Here is an 18,533-nt window from a genome sequence, read left to right on the forward strand (position 1 = left end):
CCTGAACCGCCGTGTACGGAACCGTACGCACGGTGGTGTGAGAGGACGGCGGGTGTGAACTCGCCTCCTACTCGATTAAGCGCTGATCACTGGCAAGCCAGTGTCACATCACCCACTCACTGCCCCGCCGGGGCCTGCCCCAGAATCAACTGGCCATTCTTGTCCAGCGGGATCTGTGAGCCTGGGTCACGATCCATGCGCACCTTGCCGACCTTGTCACCAATCGAATACTTCACGTCATAGCCCACGACCTTCTCACTCAGGTCATTAACCGTATTGCAGCGCGTCTCGGTGGTGGTGTAGGTGTCTTTGTTCTGCATGTTCTCCTGCACCTTGTTACCGGCATAACCACCACCCACCGCACCGGCCACGGTTGCAATCTTCTTGCCGGTACCACCGCCAATCTGGTTGCCCAGCAGGCCACCAGCCACGGCACCGATCACGGTACCCGCAATCTGATGCTGATCCTTGACCGGCGCCTGGCGGGTTACCGCGACATCCTTACAGACTTCCCGTGGCGTCTTGATGGTTTGCTTGACCGGCTGAACCCCAAGTACCTGAGCATACTCAGGCCCATGGTTCACCAATTTGTAGGTTGCTATGGCACCCCCGGCAGTCACACCGACAGCACCCAGTACCGCACCCACCAGCATCGACTTGTTCACGTGAAACCTCCAGACCGTACAGACGGGTTATCGCCCGTGCTTCTCCTAGCCTTGGAGCATAAAAAAAGGCGCGAGTTCAACACTCGCGCCTTTTGGGGACCACTGACCGGGTAAACGGCGTATTTACGGACGCTCGTCCACTTCCTCGGCTTTCACCGGTGGAATCAGGTCTTCGCTGCTCAGGTTCAACCAGATCAACACCACGTTGGCGATGTAGATCGAGGAGTAAGTACCCGCCAGAACACCGATGAACAGTGCAATGGAGAAGCCGAACAGGTTGTCACCACCGAAGAACAGCAACGCCGCAATCGCCAGCAAGGTCGAAACCGAGGTGGCCACGGTACGCAGCAGGGTCTGGGTGGTGGAGATGTTGATGTTCTCGATCAGCGAAGCCTTGCGCAGTACGCGGAAGTTCTCACGTACCCGGTCAAAGACCACGATGGTGTCGTTGAGCGAGTAACCAATGATCGCCAGAACTGCCGCCAGCACCGTCAGGTCGAAGGTGATCTGGAAGAACGACAGGATACCCAGGGTCACAACCACGTCGTGGATCAGCGACACAATTGCACCGACCGCGAACTTCCACTGAAAACGGAAGGCCAGGTAGATCATGATGCCACCCAGTGCCAGCAGCATGCCGAGGCCGCCCTGGTCACGCAGCTCTTCACCTACCTGCGGGCCGACGAACTCGACACGCTTGACCACGGCCGGGTTGTCGCCACTGACCTTGCGCAGCGCCTCGGCAACGCGGTTGCCCAGTTGCGGGTCATCGCCCGGCATACGCACCAGCAAATCGGTGGTAGCGCCAAAGCTCTGCACCACGGCATCGCCGAAGCCAGCCTTGACCAGCTCCTCGCGCACCTTGCCCAGATCAGCCGGCTTTTCGTAGGTCAGCTCGATGAGCGTACCGCCGGTGAAATCCAGACCAAAGTTCAAGCCCTTGTGGAACCAGCTGAAAAAGGCCAGTACGGTAAGGAGCATGGTGACGGCGAACGCAACGTTGCGCACGCCCATGAAGTTAATGGTACGTAACATGGCAGCCCCTTAAACCCACAACTTCTTGAAGTCACGCCCACCAAAGATCAGGTTGACCATTGCACGGGTCACCATGATGGCTGTGAACATCGAGGTAAAAATCCCGAGGGACATGGTCACCGCAAAGCCTTTGACTGGCCCGGTACCCATGGCGAACAGGATGCCGCCGACCAACAGGGTGGTCAGGTTGGCGTCGAGAATCGCGGTGTAGGCACGGTCGAAACCTTCATGGATCGCACGCTGAACCGACATGCCGTTAGCCAGCTCTTCGCGAATCCGCGAGAAGATCAGCACGTTGGCGTCAACCGCCATACCCATGGTCAGTACGATACCAGCGATACCCGGCAGGGTCAGGGTAGCACCCAGCACCGACATCAGGGCCAACAGCAGCACCATGTTGCCTGCCAGTGCCACGGTAGCGATCACACCGAAGAAGCGGTAAATGGCGATGATGAACAGCGAGACGAACAGCATGCCCCACAGCGACGCATCGATACCCTTGGTGATGTTGTCCGCACCCAGGCTTGGGCCAATGGTACGTTCCTCAGCAAAGTACATCGGCGCAGCCAGGCCACCGGCACGCAGCAGCAGGGCCAGTTCCGAAGATTCGCCCTGGCCGTTCAGGCCGGTAATGCGGAATTGGCTACCCAGCGGCGACTGAATGGTCGCCAGGCTGATGATGCGCTTCTCTTCCTTGAAGGTCTGGATGGCAACGTCTTTCTCGACACCATTGACGACCTGCTTCTCGTAGCGAGTGGTCGGCTTCTGCTCGATGAAGATCACCGCCATGCTGCGACCGACGTTGCTACGGGTAGCGCGGCTCATCAGCTCGCCGCCGTGGCCATCCAGACGGATGTTCACCTGCGGGCGGCCATGCTCGTCGAAGCTTGCCTGGGCGTCGGTTACCTGGTCACCGGTGATGATCAGGCCACGCTCAACCGCAGCTGGCGGACGACCGCCTTCACGGAACTCGAAGGATTCGGTGGTGGCTTTCGAGGCACCCGGCTCTGCACCCAGGCGGAACTCGAGGTTGGCGGTCTTGCCGAGAATACGCTTGGCTTCAGCGGTGTCCTGCACGCCCGGCAGCTCCACCACGATGCGGTTGGCACCCTGGCGCTGAACCAGTGGCTCGGCAACACCCAGCTCGTTGACGCGGTTACGTACCGTGGTCAAGTTCTGCTTGATGGAGTACTCACGAATCTCGATCAGCTTGGCCGGCGAAATCGACAGGCCCAATACGGCCATGTCGTTACGCTCGCTTGGCGTAAGCTCGAAATCGTTGAAATTCTTGCGGATCAGGGCACGTGCCTGCTCGCGGGTTGCATCGTCAGCGAAGCCCAACTGAATGCTGCCGTCTTGTTGCGGCAGGCTGCGGTAGCGCACACGCTCTTTACGCAGCAGGGTTTTGACTTCACCTTCATACACTTTCAGGCGTGCGGTAATGGCTTTGTCCATGTCCACTTCCAGCAGGAAGTGCACACCACCGGACAAGTCCAGGCCCAGTTTCATTGGGCTTGCACCCAACTTGCGCAACCATTGCGGAGTGGTTTGAGCCAGGTTCAGCGCCACGACGTAATCGTCACCCAGCGCCTTGCGCACCACGTCCTTGGCAGGCAACTGGTCTTCCTGCTTGGTCAAACGCAGCAGGCCACCCTTGCCCTTCTCACCCAGGCTCGCGCCCTTGACCTGAATACCGGCATCGCTCAACGCTTTGCTGGCACGATCCAGATCGGCCTGGCCAACCTGCAGCGCAGTACTTGCACCGCTGATTTGAACAGCCGGATCGTCAGGGTAGAGGTTGGGAGCGGAATAAATGAAACCGACCGCCAGAACCAGCACGATCAGCGCGTATTTCCATAAAGGGTATTTGTTCAGCATCACGCCGCCCGTTCAAGAGACGGGGCGCCTTGCGCGCCCCGTCGATTGGTAAAAGACTTAAACTTAGATCGCCTTGAGCGTGCCTTTTGGCAGGGTCGCAGCAACGGCGCCCTTCTGGAACTTCAACTCAACCGAGTCGGACACTTCGAGCACTACGAAGTCATCGGCAACTTTGACGATCTTGCCGGCGATACCGCCGTTGGTAACAACTTCGTCACCCTTCTGCAAATTGCTCAGCAGGTTCTTCTGCTCTTTGGCACGCTTGGCCTGTGGGCGCCAGATCATCAGGTAGAAGATGACCAGGAAACCTACCAGGAAAATCCACTCAAAACCGGTACCGGCAGGGCCAGCAGCGGCAGGGGCAGCAGCGTCCGCGTATGCGGCAGGAATCAGAAAGCTCATTTAGCACTCCAGTTGCGAAATAGTACTTGTAAGGGTCGGCAAAACATCAATCCAAAGGCGGCACAGGAAGCCCGCGCTTGGCGTAGAAGGCATCAACGAAAGCGGCCAATGTACCTTGTTGAATAGCCTCGCGCAAACCAGCCATCAAGCGCTGGTAATGTCGCAAGTTATGGATGGTATTCAACATGCTACCCAGCATTTCGCCGCATTTATCCAGATGATGCAAATAAGCGCGGGAGAAGTTCTGGCAGGTGTAGCAATCACAGGTTGGGTCCAGCGGCGAATCATCATGGCGATGGAACGCATTGCGGATTTTAAGCACGCCTGTATCGACAAACAGATGACCGTTGCGCGCGTTGCGCGTAGGCATCACGCAATCGAACATGTCGACGCCGCGGCGCACACCCTCAACGAGATCTTCCGGCTTGCCTACCCCCATAAGGTAACGAGGTTTGTCAGCAGGCATCTGCCCTGGCAGGTAATCCAGCACCTTGATCATTTCATGCTTCGGCTCGCCCACCGACAAGCCACCGATGGCCAGGCCATCGAAGCCGATCTTGTCCAGGCCTTCCAGCGACCGCATGCGCAGGTCCTGGTGCATGCCGCCCTGAACGATACCGAACAACGCCGCAGTGCTGTCGCCATGGGCGTTCTTCGAGCGCTGTGCCCAACGCAACGACAGCTCCATCGATACCCGTGCCACGTCTTCATCGGCCGGGTACGGGGTGCACTCGTCGAAGATCATCACGATGTCCGAGCCCAGGTCGCGCTGAACCTGCATCGACTCTTCCGGGCCCATGAACACCTTGGAGCCGTCTACCGGCGAGGCGAAGGTCACGCCCTCTTCCTTGATCTTGCGCATGGCGCCCAGGCTGAACACCTGGAAACCACCGGAGTCGGTGAGGATCGGGCCTTTCCACTGCATGAAGTCGTGCAGGTCGCCATGGGCCTTGATGACCTCGGTACCCGGGCGCAGCCACAGGTGGAAGGTGTTGCCGAGGATGATCTGCGCACCAATCGCCTCGATATCCCGCGGCAGCATGCCCTTGACCGTGCCATAGGTGCCCACCGGCATGAACGCCGGGGTATCCACCACGCCACGGGGGAAGGTCAACCGACCCCGACGGGCCTTGCCGTCGGTGGCCAGCAACTCAAAGGACATACGACAGGTGCGACTCATGCTTGATCCTCGGGCCCACGTGGCGCCGGATTGCGGGTGATGAACATGGCATCACCGTAACTGAAGAAGCGGTAACCGTTTTCCACCGCGGCCTTATAGGCAGCCATGGTTTCCGGGTAACCGGCGAAGGCCGAAACCAGCATCAGCAGCGTGGACTCGGGCAGATGGAAGTTGGTGACCAGGGCATCGACCACATGAAACGGCCGGCCCGGGAAGATAAAGATGTCGGTGTCGCCGCTGAACGGCTTGAGCACGCCATCGCGCGCGGCACTTTCCAGCGAACGCACACTGGTGGTGCCCACCGCCACCACCCGACCGCCACGCGCACGGCAGGCGGCAACGGCGTCGACCACGTCCTGGCTGACCTCCAGCCACTCTTTATGCATATGGTGGTCTTCGATGCGCTCTACCCGCACCGGCTGGAAGGTGCCCGCCCCTACGTGCAAGGTAACGAATGCCGTGTCGACGCCCTTGGCGGCGATCTTCGCCAGCAGGTCTTCATCGAAATGCAGGCCAGCGGTTGGCGCGGCCACCGCACCGGCACGCTCGGCGTACACGGTTTGATAACGCTCGCGGTCGGCGCCTTCATCCGGGCGGTCGATATACGGCGGCAGCGGCATATGCCCGACGCGGTCGAGCAGCGGCAACACCTCTTCGGCGAAACGCAGCTCGAACAACGTATCGTGGCGCGCGACCATCTCGGCCTCACCGCCGCCGTCGATCACAATCTGCGAACCGGGCTTGGGCGACTTGCTGGAGCGCACATGGGCCAGCACGCGGTGGCTGTCCAGCACACGCTCGACCAGAATCTCCAGCTTGCCGCCAGAGGCCTTCTGGCCGAACAGCCGCGCCGGGATCACCCGGGTATTGTTGAACACCATCAGATCGCCTGGGCGCAGGTGCTCGAGCAAATCGGTGAATTGCCGGTGCGCCAATGCCCCTGTTGGCCCGTCGAGGGTCAACAGCCGGCTACTGCGGCGCTCGGCCAAAGGATGGCGGGCGATCAGGGAATCTGGGAGCTCAAAAGAAAAATCGGCGACGCGCATGATGGTGTTCGGTTTGACAGGGCCGGAAAGTTTAGCGGAATCGACAAAAATTCACCATGAAAGCTGATTGACCAACGGTAGGCACCTCTTTATACTCCGCGTCCACAAGCCCTGATGGCGGAATTGGTAGACGCGGCGGATTCAAAATCCGTTTTCGAAAGGAGTGGGAGTTCGAGTCTCCCTCGGGGCACCAAACAGCAGTAACTGAACGGTTCTACCAACCTTCAGATCCAGAAAAACCGGCCAATTGAGCCGGTTTTTTTGTGCCTGCGCTACGCCGATGCCTGCCTGCGGATTCAAGGAAGAACCACCATGGGGCTGACCAGCACGATATCCCTCTATGACAGCCGATGGCCTGCCCTCTTTCTCTGCGCCAAAGAGCAAATCGAGGCGGCGTTCGGCGCTGAGCTTGTTGCCATTCACCATGTCGGAAGCACCGCTGTTCCGGGGCTTGCGGCCAAGCCCGAGATTGACCTTCTCATTGAAGTTTCGGCGCACCTGAACGAAGCCCGCCGAGACACCGTCATGCGTGAGCTCGGCTACGCCCGGGGAAGTGATCTGTCCGCAGGCCACCATTTTTATCGCCGCGATGTTGATGGCATACGAACCCATAAGGCCCACGTTTGCCTCACAGGCCATCGTCAAATCGAACGCATGCTTCGCTTCCGGGATCGCCTCAGGCGCGACCCCGTTATTCGCCAGCAGTATCAAGACTTGAAACTTGAGCTGGAAGCCAGCAACACCGGCGGCATCGGTGAATACCTGGCAAAGAAGGCGCCTTTTATCGACGGAGTAATGGGGCCCACCTAGGCGGCCGCTGGCTCACCTTCCACCCACCTCCCTCCAGCAACGACACACCGGGCCGTGCTCTTCTAGACTCAATAGGTAGTCGCAGAAAGAACAGAGCACGTCGCTTTGGTGCAGATGAATCAACAGCGGCGTGGCAAGCTGCCTGTTATGCCCTGAAGAGGTGCGGCAAAGACTGCACGGGGCCCAACAAGATGCCCGCTCAGGGTGCCTGGCCAACGGCCTGAACATGCCACGCTACCGTGACGTGGTGTGAGTGCCGCAGCCGACACTCTCGGACAATCGACAACCGTCTGGTTTGCTCGTGACCGTGAGGAATGTTGTATGCCTGATGAGATGTTGCACCTGCCTTTGGTCACCCGTCTGCTGGAGCGCCACAAAGGCGCACCCGGCGCACTGTTACCGATTCTTCATGAGATTCAGGAAAGCATCGGTTACATCCCCGATGCCGCTGTCCCCGAGATTGCCCATGCCCTCAACCAGAGCCAAGCCGAGGTTCGTGGGGTCATCAGCTTCTACCATGACTTTCGCACCGCGCCGCCGGCCCGGCATATCCTGCGTCTGTGCCGGGCCGAGTCCTGCCAGAGTCGCGGCGCCGAGCAGCTCGCCGCGCAATTGCGCGAACGCCTGCAACTGGACGACCACGGCAGCAGCGCTGACGGCAACATCAGCCTGCGCCCGGTGTATTGCCTTGGCGCCTGCGCCTGCTCGCCAGCCCTGGAGCTGGATGGCCAGGTGCATGCGCGGCTCAATGCCGAGCGCTTGGATACTCTGCTCGATGCTTGCCAGGAGGACGCATGATGCCGCGCCTCTACCTGCCCTGTGATTCGCTTGCCCGTGCCGTGGGTGCCGATGCGGTAGCCACCGCCCTTGCCACGCAGGCCCGGGAGCGCAACCTGCCGCTGGACCTGCAACGCACCAGCGCTCGAGGCCTGTACTGGCTGGAACCGCTGCTGGAAATGGACACCCCGCAAGGCCGAATAGGCTTCGGCCCGCTGACCGCTGCCGATGTGCCCTCCCTGCTCGATGCACTGCAAGGTGATCCGTCCGCCCACCCGCTGGCCTTGGGCCCGGTGGAGCAGTTGCCCTATCTGAAAAGCCAACAGCGCCTGCTGTTCGCCCGCGCCGGTATTACTCGGCCGCTGTCCCTGGACGATTACCGGGCCCATGGTGGCTTTGAAGGCCTGACCCAGGCCATTGCCCTGGGTGGCGAGCAGACCGCGACCATGGTGTTCGATTCGGGCCTGCGCGGCCGTGGCGGCGCAGCCTTCCCGGCCGGCATCAAGTGGCGCACCGTGCGCGGCACACAGGCGGAGCAGAAGTATGTGGTGTGCAACGCCGACGAAGGCGACTCCGGCACCTTCGCTGATCGCATGCTGATGGAAGGCGACCCCTTCCTGCTGATCGAAGGCATGGCCATTGCCGGTCTCACCGTCGGGGCCAGCTACGGCTACATTTATGTGCGCTCGGAGTACCCACAGGCCGTGGCCACACTGCGCGAGGCACTGGATATCGCCCGGGCTGCCGGTTACCTCGGCGCCAATGTCGGCGGCAGCGGCCTGGCCTTCGATCTGGAGGTGCGCGTCGGTGCCGGCGCCTACATTTGCGGTGAAGAAACCGCGCTGCTGGACTCCCTCGAAGGCAAGCGCGGCATCGTCCGTGCCAAGCCCCCCATTCCCGCCTTGCAGGGCCTGTTCGGCCTGCCGACCCTGGTGCACAACGTGCTGACCCTGGCCTCGGTGCCGCTGATTCTGGCCAAGGGTGCGCAGTTCTATCGCGATTACGGCATGGGCCGCTCCCTGGGCACCATGCCCTTCCAGCTGGCGGGCAATGTTCGTCACGGCGGCCTGGTGGAACGGGCCTTTGGCCTGACCCTCAGGGAGCTGGTGGAAGACTACGGTGGAGGTACCGCCAGTGGCCGACCGCTAAAAGCCGCCCAGGTAGGCGGCCCGCTCGGCGCCTGGGTGCCGCCCGGGCAGTTCGACACGCCGCTGGATTACGAAGCCTTCGCCGCCATTGGCGCCATGCTAGGGCATGGGGGTGTGGTGGTGGCTGACGACAGCCTGGACATGGCCCACATGGCGCGCTTCGCCCTGCAGTTCTGCGCCGAGGAATCCTGTGGCAAATGCACCCCCTGCCGCATCGGCTCGACCCGGGGCGTGGAGGTGATCGACCGCCTGCTGGCCGCACCCGACCAGCGCGGTCGCGATGAGCAGGTGATCATCCTCAAGGACCTGTGCGACACCCTGCAGTACGGTTCCCTGTGCGCGCTGGGCGGCATGACCTCCTACCCCGTGGCCAGCGCCCTCAAGCACTTCCCCGCCGACTTCGGTCTGCAGCCCTCGGAGGCCGACCAATGATCACGCTCTTCGACCCGAACACCGATATCGACCTCGGCACCCCGGCCCGCGACAGCCAGGTGCAAGTCACCCTGAAGATCGACGGCCGCAGCATCAGCGTGCCCGAAGGCACCTCGGTAATGCGCGCCGCAGCACTGATGGGCACCACCATTCCCAAACTGTGTGCCACCGACAGCCTGGAAGCCTTCGGCTCCTGCCGCATGTGCCTGGTGGAAATCGACGGTATGCGCGGCTACCCGGCGTCCTGCACCACGCCGGTCAGTGAAGGCATGAGCGTGCACACCCAGACGCCGAAGCTCGCGACCCTGCGCCGCAACGTCATGGAACTGTACATCTCCGATCACCCGCTGGACTGCCTGACCTGCTCGGCCAACGGCAACTGCGAGCTGCAAACCGTGGCCGGCCAGGTCGGCCTGCGCGAGGTGCGTTACGGCTATGAGGGCGCCAACCATCTGGCCGACCAGAAAGACACCTCCAACCCCTACTTCGACTACGACCCGAGCAAGTGCATCGTCTGCAACCGCTGCGTACGCGCCTGTGAAGAAACCCAGGGCACCTTTGCCCTGACCATTACCGGGCGCGGCTTCGAGTCCCGGGTTGCCGCAGCCGGTGGCGAGAACTTCCTCGACTCGGAATGCGTGTCCTGCGGCGCCTGTGTGCAAGCCTGCCCCACCGCGACCCTGATGGAAAAAAGCGTGATCGAACAGGGTCAACCCGAACACAGTGTGATCACCACCTGCGCCTATTGCGGTGTGGGCTGCTCGTTCCGCGCCGAGATGAAAGGCGACCAACTGGTGCGCATGGTTCCAGACAAGAACGGCCAGGCCAACCACGGCCACTCCTGCGTCAAAGGGCGCTTTGCCTGGGGCTACGCCACCCACCCGGATCGCATCACCACGCCGATGATCCGCAAGCACATCAACGACCCCTGGCAGGAAGTCAGCTGGGATGAGGCAGTGACCTACGCCGCCAGCGAATTCCGCCGGTTGCAGCAAACATACGGCCGCGACGCCATTGGTGGCATTACCTCCAGCCGCTGCACCAATGAAGAAACCTACCTGGTGCAGAAACTGGTGCGCGCCGCCTTCGGCAACAACAACGTCGACACCTGTGCGCGGGTCTGCCACTCGCCGACCGGCTATGGCCTGAAACAAACCCTTGGCGAATCCGCCGGCACCCAGAGTTTCGACTCGGTGATGCAGGCCGACGTGATCCTGGTGATCGGCGCCAACCCCAGCGACGCACACCCGGTGTTCGCCTCCCAGCTCAAACGCCGCCTGCGTGAAGGCGCACGGCTGATCGTCATCGACCCACGACGCATTGATCTGGTGGACTCGGTGCATGCCCGTGCCGAACTGCACCTGGCCCTGCGCCCGGGCACCAACGTGGCCATGCTCAACGCCCTGGCCCATGTCATCGTTACCGAGGGGCTACTCAACCAGGCCTTTATCGACGCCCGTTGCGAGGGCAGCGATTTCGCCCGCTGGCGCGAGTTTGTCAGCCGCCCGGAAAACTCGCCGGAAGCCCTTGGCCCCGTCTGCGGCGTAGCGGCTGCCGACATCCGTGCGGCTGCCCGCGTGTACGCCACGGGCGGCAATGCGTCGATCTACTATGGCCTGGGCGTCACCGAACACAGCCAGGGCAGCACGGCGGTCATGGGCATCGCCAACCTGGCCATGGCCACCGGCAACATCGGCCGCGAAGGCGTGGGCGTGAACCCGCTGCGTGGGCAGAACAACGTTCAGGGCTCCTGCGACATGGGCTCCTTCCCCCACGAGTTGCCCGGCTACCGGCATATCTCCAACGAGGTGATACGGGCGCAGTTCGAACAGGCCTGGAACGTCACCCTGCAACCGGACCCCGGCCTGCGCATCCCCAACATGTTCGAGGCCGCCTTGGGTGGCAGCTTCAAGGGCCTGTACTGCCAAGGCGAAGACATCGCCCAGAGCGACCCCAATACCCAGCACGTCACCGCAGCGCTGTCAGCCATGGAGTGCGTGGTGGTGCAGGACATTTTCCTTAACGAAACCGCCAAGTTCGCCCACGTGTTCCTGCCGGGCAGCTCGTTCCTGGAAAAGGACGGCACCTTCACCAACGCCGAGCGGCGCATCTCCCGGGTGCGCAAGGTCATGGAACCTTTGGGTGGCAAGGCTGACTGGGAAGGCACAATGGCCCTGGCCAACGCCCTGGGCTACCCGATGCACTACCAGCACCCGTCAGAAATCATGGATGAAATCGCCAGCCTGACGCCGACCTTCAGCAACGTCAGCTACGCCGCCCTGGACCGCCACGGCAGCCTGCAATGGCCGTGCAACGCCGAGGCACCGGACGGCACGCCCACCATGCACATCACGGAATTCGTGCGCGGCAAGGGGCGCTTCATGCTCACCGGCTACGTGCCTACCGAGGAAAAGGTCAACAACCGCTACCCGCTGCTGCTGACCACCGGGCGCATCCTCAGCCAATACAACGTCGGCGCCCAAACCCGGCGTACCGACAACGTCGCCTGGCACGAAGAAGACCGCCTGGAAATCCACCCGACCGACGCCGAAAGCCGTGGCATCAACGAAGGTGACTGGGTAGGCATCGGCAGCCGCGCCGGCCAGACCGTACTGCGTGCACGGGTGACTGAACGGGTAGCGCCAGGCGTGGTGTACACCACCTTCCACTTCCCAGAGTCGGGGGCCAACGTCATCACCACCGACAACTCCGACTGGGCCACCAACTGCCCGGAGTACAAGGTCACCGCCGTGGAAGTCAGCCGCGTCTACCACCCTTCCGAGTGGCAGAAGCGTTATCAGGAATTCAGTGACGAACAACAGCGCTTGCTCGAAGAACGCCGCCAGGCTCGCACCGCTGGCACACACACCGAGGGACGCCGATGAGCACTGCCAACCTGATCAAGATGGCCAACCAGATAGCGCAGTACTTCGCCAGCGAACCCGACCCGCAACAGGCCGTGCTCGGCGTGCGTAATCACTTGCAGATGTTCTGGACGCCCGCCATGCGCAAGGAATTGCTGGCCTGGCAGACGGCGCACAAAGGCGCGGACTTGCACCCCTTGGTGCAGGCGGCGCTCAGTGGCTCGGGCTGGGAGGCTTAGGTTCAAAAGGGGCATTGCCCTCGCGCGGCTATCAGGCCGCGCGAGGCGCCTATGGGGTATTTAAAGAGGGCGAAGCAGCTGCTTCAGAAAGAAGCGGGATACCGACCGGATGCTACGCTTGGTAGCACAGTATTATGGTATCCCACATACCACACGTAACACCTGAAAACGCAACCGCTCAAGAACGCGCCTTACAGAGTTCCATCATCCCTGGCCCGGATATTGCTGAACCTTCTGGCAATCCATCCGAGACACACCTCAAATGGCCAATCGCTCATTACCCACTGGCAAAACCCATGCCTGTCATTGGCAGAAGGCCTGTGGGCGTGAGCGTGCGTTGCCAACCGGTGCCATGAGAGGTTTTCTCCGCCGCGCAGCAGCGCCATTGCGGGTCATGCTCAAACGCCTACCGGCCTGCGTTGCGGCCAAACAGAATGGTTTCTGGCAGATAGTCTGATCGGTCTTCCCGACGAGAGTTCTTCTCGATCATTACCGTAGCGCCCGCCCTGCCGGTGTGCTGCGGCCCTTCATCCGATGGTTCCCTGGAAACGGCTTCAATCGCCCGTTCCTGGAGACCTGCACCCGGAAGACCTTGATGACCAACACAACCGCAGTGCTTGTTATCGACTTGCAGAAAGAAGATGGCTTTGCACTAGAACGATTTGACCACGTAGTCGCCAACGCGGCCTCGCTGATCGACGCCGCCCGTGGCTTGGGTATCCCGCTGTTCTACACCCGCCACGTCAACGATGCGCAAGGCCGGGACCTGGCCCCCGGAGAGCCCGTGGACGAGCACGGCAAGCCGACCAGTTACCTGGCAGGTACGCCTGCTATTGAGATCATCGACGCGTTGGCCCCACAGGCCGGCGATGTGGTGATCGACAAGCACCGCTACAGCGCCTTTCATGGCACCCGGCTGGCCCAGATGTTACACAGCCGGGGGATCCGCCACCTGGTGGTGTTTGGCGTGCTGACCGATGTGTGCGTGATGACCAGCCTGTTCGATGCCTACCAACATGACTTCCAGCTCAGCCTCGTTTCAGATGCCTGCACGGCAACGACGCTGGCAGCGCATTACTCATCGCTGCTGATCCTCTCCAACTGGATTTACGGGCTGGAAATCTATTCCACCGCGCATCTCCTTCGCCATTGGCAAAACCAACCGGCGTCTTCGATGCGAACACTCGAACCTGATCACCTCGCCTTCCACCCCGAAGCGTTCGTCGAAGCGATCCACAGCTTCGAAAACCGCCTTGCCCGTGACTGCTGAACGCGGAGACTGCCATGAAAATAGAAAACAGAAGCATTGATTTCATTCCAGAACATGAGCGCTACGGCCAGCCCCGCTCACTGTTCTTTGTCTGGTTCGGCGCCAACGCCAACATCACCACCGTTGCTGCGGGTGTGCTGCCGATCAGCCTGGGGCTCAACCTGTTCTGGAGCGCACTGTCCATCCTGCTGGGCTCCATGATCGGCGCGATTTTCATGGCCTCGCATTCCGCCCAGGGGCCGAGGCTGGGCATTCCACAGATGATCCAAAGCCGAGCCCAGTTCGGCGTATTCGGCGCAATAGTGCCGTTGCTGTTCGTCATGCTCATCTACCTGGGGTTCTTCGTCAGCAACACCTTGCTCGCCGCCCAGGCCGTCGCCACCACGAGCCCGCTCAGCAACGAGGGCAACATCGTCCTGCTCGGCGTACTGTGCTTTTTGGTCGCCCTGTTCGGCTACCAACTGATCCATCGCCTGCAGAAGGCCCTCTCGTTTATCTCCATCGGCGTGTTTGGTACGGCTACGCTGCTGGCGCTTGCGCTTCCGGTGGCGCCTGAGCAATGGTCACCACAGGGCTTCCACCTGGCAAGCTTCCTGGCCTCGGTCAGCATTGCAGTCACCTGGCAGCTGTCCTATGCGCCGTATGTGGCGGACTACTCCCGCTACTTGCCCACCAGCACCCCGACCCGGCACGTGTTCTGGTACAGCTACCTGGGCACTGTCATCGGCGGCAGCTGGATGATGCTGCTCGGTGCCGTACTGGCCAAGGCCATGGCCGGCTTTGCAGACAATGTGGGCTTGAACCTGGTGGGGCTGCTCGGCGGTGGAACGCTGCTGATGTTCGCGTTCATTCTGTACGGCCAGGTCGCCATCAACGTGTTCAACCTTTATGGCGCGTTCATGTCGACCGTCACGGTGATCGAACCGTTCGCCCCGCTGAAAGTCACGCCCCGCGCACGGGCCGGGTTCATGTTCATCATCTGCGCCGCCGCCACCGGCTTATGCACACTGGCTCAAGATGACTTCATCCAGTTCTTCCTGAACTTCATCTTCTTCATGAGCTACTTCCTCATCCCCTGGACGGCCATCAACCTGGTGGACTACTACGCGCTGCGCAAAGGCGTTTACCAGATTGCCGACATCTTCGAGCCAAAGGGTATCTATGGCCGGGTGAACTGGATCGCCATCGGCGTGTTTCTGAGCACCATCCTGCTTGAAGTACCGTTCATGAACACCTCGCTTTACGCCGGGCCGATTGCGACCGGATTGCAGGGCGTTGACCTCGCATGGGCCGTCGGCCTGGTGTTCCCGGCACTCAGTTACTACTGGCTGATGAACAGGCGCACAGCCCTGCAAGGCCTGACCGCGAAGGTGTAAGCGTAACGCGTGGGATGCAGGCTTGCCTGCGATAGCGGCAGCGGGGTGTCAACCCGTCGGCGGCGCCAGCATCGTTGGCAAGCCAACTCCCACAGGGATCCATGCAAAACACTGCATGTTCTGTGGGAGATTCCATGGTTCTTGCGTGCCCATGAGGTCAAACCAATTGATTGCGAAAGATCTTCACAGACAAGGCAATGAAAGCCCGTGCTGCCGGCGACGATTGGCTCTTGTCCAACACGGCAATCCCAACATGTCGCCTGACTGCCGGGTCGAGCACTTTCGTGAGGTACTGCGAGGCATCACGTTCAGGCAAAGCGGATTCGGCTACTACCGTCACAGCATCGCCCCGCGCCACTGCAGCCAAGGTGCTCATTAGCTGAGAGGTTCTATAGCGGATTTTGGGGTTCAATCTCGCGGCCACAAAGAGTCGCGAAACCAACTCAGACGAACCGGCTTCTGTCAGTACGAACGGATCTGAACACAAGTCATTCAACGTCACCGCCTCCTTGGCCGCCAAACGGTGCCCACAAGGTAGCAAGGCAACCATTTGGTCCTCGATCAACGGGTAGGTATCGAACTGGGCCTCCGGCAGGGCAACGAACCCAACGTCCACTCGCCTATCCAATAGCCACTGAACGACCTGGCGGTCGGGCCCCTCGTCCACATGTACCTCGATACCAGGATAGATCCTGCGGTAGTCGGCAAGGATTCGCGGCAGCAATCGTTGTGATGACGTGGGGCCAAATGAACCGATGCGCAGGGTGCCCAGCTTCATGCTCCGCGCATCAGAGGCTTCTTGTCGAATTGCATCAGCCAGCCCGAGCATCGATTGAGCGCGCTGGAGCAACCTTGCCCCAATGTCCGTCAATTCGACCTGGCCCTGGTGCCGAAAAAGCAACTCAACGCCCAGCTCCTGCTCAAGCGCCCTGATGGCATGAGACACCGCTGACTGGGAGATCCCCAGTTGGGCAGCCGCCAGCGTGAACCCACGTCGCCCGGCGACGACGATAAAAATTTCGAGCTGAGTCAGCGTCATCGCACAACCATGAGTAATCACTCATTTCCATATGAGCCCAATTCAGCATAAGGATAGAACACTGAAGCATAACGAGATAGGCCTAGGCGCCTTTTGACATCGCAGTAATCAAGGAGATTTTTATGGGCGCTCAATGGAAAACTGAAGGCGTATCGGCGCTATGGCCAGAGATCAATGGACCACTCTTGGCTTCGTATGGAATGGCTGGCCAATACGCACTCAGGAATGAAATTAAAGAACCATCCAAACAAACACTATCGGTGTTTGAGGCCATTACCGGCAACTACGTTAACGAGGTCAACCCGAGTCTTCAGGCTCTAGATAACTCATACACATTCAAGTCCACCTCCATACTCTGACGTCAGGCTTACATCATGCGCCTTCAATCAAAAGCAAGAACACCTGCGTCCGACAGCCTCACTTACCTCAAGCTATCCTTGGTGGCGATCATTTGGGGCGGAACGTTTGTTGCGGGTCGCTACATTTCTTCCGACACCCCACCAATGCTGTCGGCAAGCCTGAGGTTCATGCTTGCTGGCGCTACGCTTACCCTATTCCTGATTTTCTCCAGAAAAATGTTTATCAAGATCAACCGATCTCAACTGGTGAAAATACTTGGCCTTGGATTCTGCGGCATATACACCTACAACCTTTTCTTCTTTTATGGGCTCCATTACACCACCGCATCCCGGGCCTCACTGATCGTCGCCCTCAACCCAGCAGTAATGGCCCTTTTTTCCTTCCTCTTTTACCGGGAAAAACTCACGATTACGAAGACCTCCGGAATAGGCCTCTGCCTTATGGGTGCGGCAGCGGTGATTTTCAGTAAATCACCAAACACCTTTCTTGCGGAGAACAGCGACTGGCGCGGTGATGCCTTAATTTTCGGGTGCGTATTGAGCTGGGTGGTCTATAGCGTGTTCTGCAAAACCATAGTCAACGAAATTGGCTCCTTACATACAGTGACCTACTCCATCTGGGCTGGCGCAGCGATGCTGACGGCGACAGCCACCGCTACAGGGCAATTCAATTTTGCTTCAGTGAGTGCGCTATCCACAGGTGACTTTTTTAGCCTGCTGTACCTGGGTGCAATAGGTTCCGCATTGGCCTACATCTGGTACTACCAGGGCATCCAGACAATCGGCGTCACACGCTCCGGGGTGTTCATTGCTCTTAACCCGCTAACCGCCGTTCTGCTGGGCGCACTGTTGCTCGGTGAGCAACTGACGAGTCCGATGTTGATAGGAGGCGCCCTGATCATCACAGGCATCCTGATCTGCAATCGGGCAACCCCAAGCGATCAACGCCTGAATGAAGGTATCTACCGCGAAAATTGACTTAATCCCCTCCAGGACGACGAAGACGCGCGTCGAGCAAAAGCGGGCGGCCAGAGGTGACCTTTTGCGCCTGGGCCACCTGATCCCGGTGCTCGACGTCGTACAGCTCGTGCGCTTGGGCACTGCCAGCGATTCTTGACGAACGTTTCTGATCAGTGAGAAGTGGCCAGTGCGCACAGAGGGCTGCAAACCCCGCCATCATTCGGCCTGAATAAGGCCTTTGGTCCCGGCATCACTATCCGTCCAGTAATCCTCATCCTTCAGCCGCCGATCCCCCTGAATCATGAATAGGATCGTGCCAGCCCGAAATTGCAGCCCGCCATCGGTGCGTTTGGCTTTGACCGGTTTGCCGTTCACCCAAACATGCTCTTTTTCATCGATACGAATGGTGGCAACCGTCGCACCTGAAGCACTTTTAGCAACCCACTGCCCGGCATATGGGGTCTGGCTTTTGGTGCTGTCTGCTGCCGGTGCTGCGGGCTCACCAAACCCCGCCTTGGCATTTTCAGCCTTGCTCTTGGTGATATCGCACCCCTGAAGCTCGCTCATCTGGGTGCAACCCGACTGCTCCAACTGCTTACGATACTTTTCGCTGATGGCATAAGCCGGTGATTGCGCAAGTACCGTAATGGCCAGCGCGGCAAAGACTGCCTTGTTCATAGCGCCACCTCATCTGATCAACGGGTTTCTGAGCGTGAGCTTACTGAGTAGCCCCAACTGCGCGTGGCACCACCACGAAAAGACGAAGTCGTGGCGATACACACAATCGCAGCTAAATCACAACGCCCCTGGCCAAGGCTAGCGAGCCTGATAGCGACTCGCCAATCAAACGGGTGATTTACCATTGCCGGTTTGCAGCAAGGACTTGCTCATGCGGCGTATTGAATTGCCCCACAGTTGCTTTTCACGGTGGGCATCTGTCGGCCAGAAGCTGCCTATCGTGAAGGACAGCAACAGACCGATTCTGTTGAAAAAGTAGCTGCCTCCCAATGCCGTTGGCAAAATTGCTCTTTCAGCGAGCGTGGGGGCAAACAG

General features: G+C 60.1%; 18 protein-coding genes and 1 tRNA gene. 10 read left to right on the top strand and 9 right to left on the bottom strand.

Annotated features, from left to right (window positions below; translation table 11 throughout):
* Positions 1-116: 116 nt before the first annotated feature.
* The 6 genes from CYD26_RS23790 to queA form a co-directional block, all read right to left on the bottom strand.
* Positions 117-665, bottom strand: coding sequence for a glycine zipper 2TM domain-containing protein (locus CYD26_RS23790; protein WP_099773608.1), 549 nt, complete (start codon positions 663-665; stop codon positions 117-119).
* 123 nt (positions 666-788) lie between these two features.
* Complete coding sequence (gene secF, locus CYD26_RS23795) at positions 789-1,700, bottom strand: protein translocase subunit SecF (RefSeq protein WP_065758837.1); 912 nt, start codon at positions 1,698-1,700, stop codon at positions 789-791.
* Between the two features lie 9 nt (positions 1,701-1,709).
* Positions 1,710-3,578, bottom strand: a complete 1,869-nt coding sequence (secD, locus tag CYD26_RS23800) for a protein translocase subunit SecD (protein WP_065758838.1) — start codon at positions 3,576-3,578, stop codon at positions 1,710-1,712.
* 63 nt (positions 3,579-3,641) lie between these two features.
* The gene (yajC, locus tag CYD26_RS23805; protein WP_065758839.1) at positions 3,642-3,980 is read right to left on the bottom strand and encodes a preprotein translocase subunit YajC; all 339 of its coding nucleotides are present in this window, start codon (positions 3,978-3,980) and stop codon (positions 3,642-3,644) included.
* Positions 3,981-4,026: 46 nt separating this feature from the next.
* Positions 4,027-5,142, bottom strand: a complete 1,116-nt coding sequence (gene tgt / locus CYD26_RS23810; protein WP_176717408.1) for a tRNA guanosine(34) transglycosylase Tgt — start codon at positions 5,140-5,142, stop codon at positions 4,027-4,029.
* Between the two features lie 14 nt (positions 5,143-5,156).
* Positions 5,157-6,206, bottom strand: a complete 1,050-nt coding sequence (gene queA / locus CYD26_RS23815) for a tRNA preQ1(34) S-adenosylmethionine ribosyltransferase-isomerase QueA (RefSeq protein ID WP_065758841.1) — start codon at positions 6,204-6,206, stop codon at positions 5,157-5,159.
* A 108-nt stretch (positions 6,207-6,314) separates the two neighbouring features.
* On the opposite strand from queA, the gene CYD26_RS23820 reads away from it, so the two are divergent.
* The 8 genes from CYD26_RS23820 (at position 6,315) to CYD26_RS23860 (ending at position 15,122) form a co-directional block, all read left to right on the top strand.
* A tRNA-Leu gene (locus CYD26_RS23820) sits at positions 6,315-6,399 on the top strand.
* Positions 6,400-6,518: 119 nt separating this feature from the next.
* Complete coding sequence (locus tag CYD26_RS23825; RefSeq protein ID WP_102053820.1) at positions 6,519-7,016, top strand: GrpB family protein; 498 nt, start codon at positions 6,519-6,521, stop codon at positions 7,014-7,016.
* A gap of 321 nt (positions 7,017-7,337) precedes the next feature.
* On the top strand, positions 7,338-7,814 hold the full coding sequence (locus CYD26_RS23830; RefSeq protein ID WP_099773602.1) for a formate dehydrogenase subunit gamma: 477 nt from the start codon (positions 7,338-7,340) through the stop codon (positions 7,812-7,814).
* A complete protein-coding gene (locus CYD26_RS23835) occupies positions 7,811-9,373 on the top strand; it encodes an NADH-quinone oxidoreductase subunit NuoF (RefSeq protein ID WP_178081732.1) in 1,563 nt (520 codons plus the stop codon). Before CYD26_RS23830 ends, CYD26_RS23835 begins: the two co-directional genes overlap by 4 nt.
* Complete coding sequence (gene fdhF / locus CYD26_RS23840; RefSeq protein ID WP_102053821.1) at positions 9,370-12,258, top strand: formate dehydrogenase subunit alpha; 2,889 nt, start codon at positions 9,370-9,372, stop codon at positions 12,256-12,258. The genes CYD26_RS23835 and fdhF overlap by 4 nt, the downstream gene beginning before the upstream one ends.
* Entirely contained in the window at positions 12,255-12,476 is a 222-nt protein-coding gene (locus CYD26_RS23845) for a formate dehydrogenase subunit delta (RefSeq protein WP_065758854.1), read from the top strand. The genes fdhF and CYD26_RS23845 overlap by 4 nt, the downstream gene beginning before the upstream one ends.
* Before the next feature lie 595 nt (positions 12,477-13,071).
* The gene (locus CYD26_RS23855) at positions 13,072-13,746 is read left to right on the top strand and encodes a cysteine hydrolase family protein (protein WP_102053822.1); all 675 of its coding nucleotides are present in this window, start codon (positions 13,072-13,074) and stop codon (positions 13,744-13,746) included.
* Positions 13,747-13,760: 14 nt separating this feature from the next.
* On the top strand, positions 13,761-15,122 hold the full coding sequence (locus CYD26_RS23860) for a cytosine permease (protein WP_102053823.1): 1,362 nt from the start codon (positions 13,761-13,763) through the stop codon (positions 15,120-15,122).
* 157 nt (positions 15,123-15,279) lie between these two features.
* Here CYD26_RS23860 and CYD26_RS23865 read toward each other — a convergent pair whose 3' ends face one another.
* Entirely contained in the window at positions 15,280-16,161 is an 882-nt protein-coding gene (locus tag CYD26_RS23865) for a LysR family transcriptional regulator (RefSeq protein WP_102053824.1), read from the bottom strand.
* Positions 16,162-16,283: 122 nt separating this feature from the next.
* Between CYD26_RS23865 and CYD26_RS23870 the strand changes: the two genes are divergently transcribed.
* Both CYD26_RS23870 and CYD26_RS23875 read left to right on the top strand, forming a co-directional pair.
* Entirely contained in the window at positions 16,284-16,520 is a 237-nt protein-coding gene (locus CYD26_RS23870) for a hypothetical protein (protein ID WP_102053825.1), read from the top strand.
* Between the two features lie 15 nt (positions 16,521-16,535).
* A complete protein-coding gene (locus CYD26_RS23875) occupies positions 16,536-17,498 on the top strand; it encodes a DMT family transporter (protein ID WP_102053826.1) in 963 nt (320 codons plus the stop codon).
* 198 nt (positions 17,499-17,696) lie between these two features.
* Here CYD26_RS23875 and CYD26_RS23885 read toward each other — a convergent pair whose 3' ends face one another.
* Positions 17,697-18,158: a hypothetical protein gene (locus CYD26_RS23885; protein WP_065758861.1), complete on the bottom strand. Its 462-nt coding sequence runs from the start codon at positions 18,156-18,158 to the stop codon at positions 17,697-17,699.
* A 165-nt stretch (positions 18,159-18,323) separates the two neighbouring features.
* Positions 18,324-18,533, bottom strand: a 210-nt coding sequence (locus CYD26_RS25055) for a hypothetical protein (RefSeq protein ID WP_178081733.1), incomplete at its 5' end; no start/stop codon positions are given.

This window comes from Pseudomonas sp. FFUP_PS_473, from assembly GCF_002858665.1.
Taxonomy (GTDB): Bacteria; Pseudomonadota; Gammaproteobacteria; order Pseudomonadales; family Pseudomonadaceae; genus Aquipseudomonas; species Aquipseudomonas defluvii.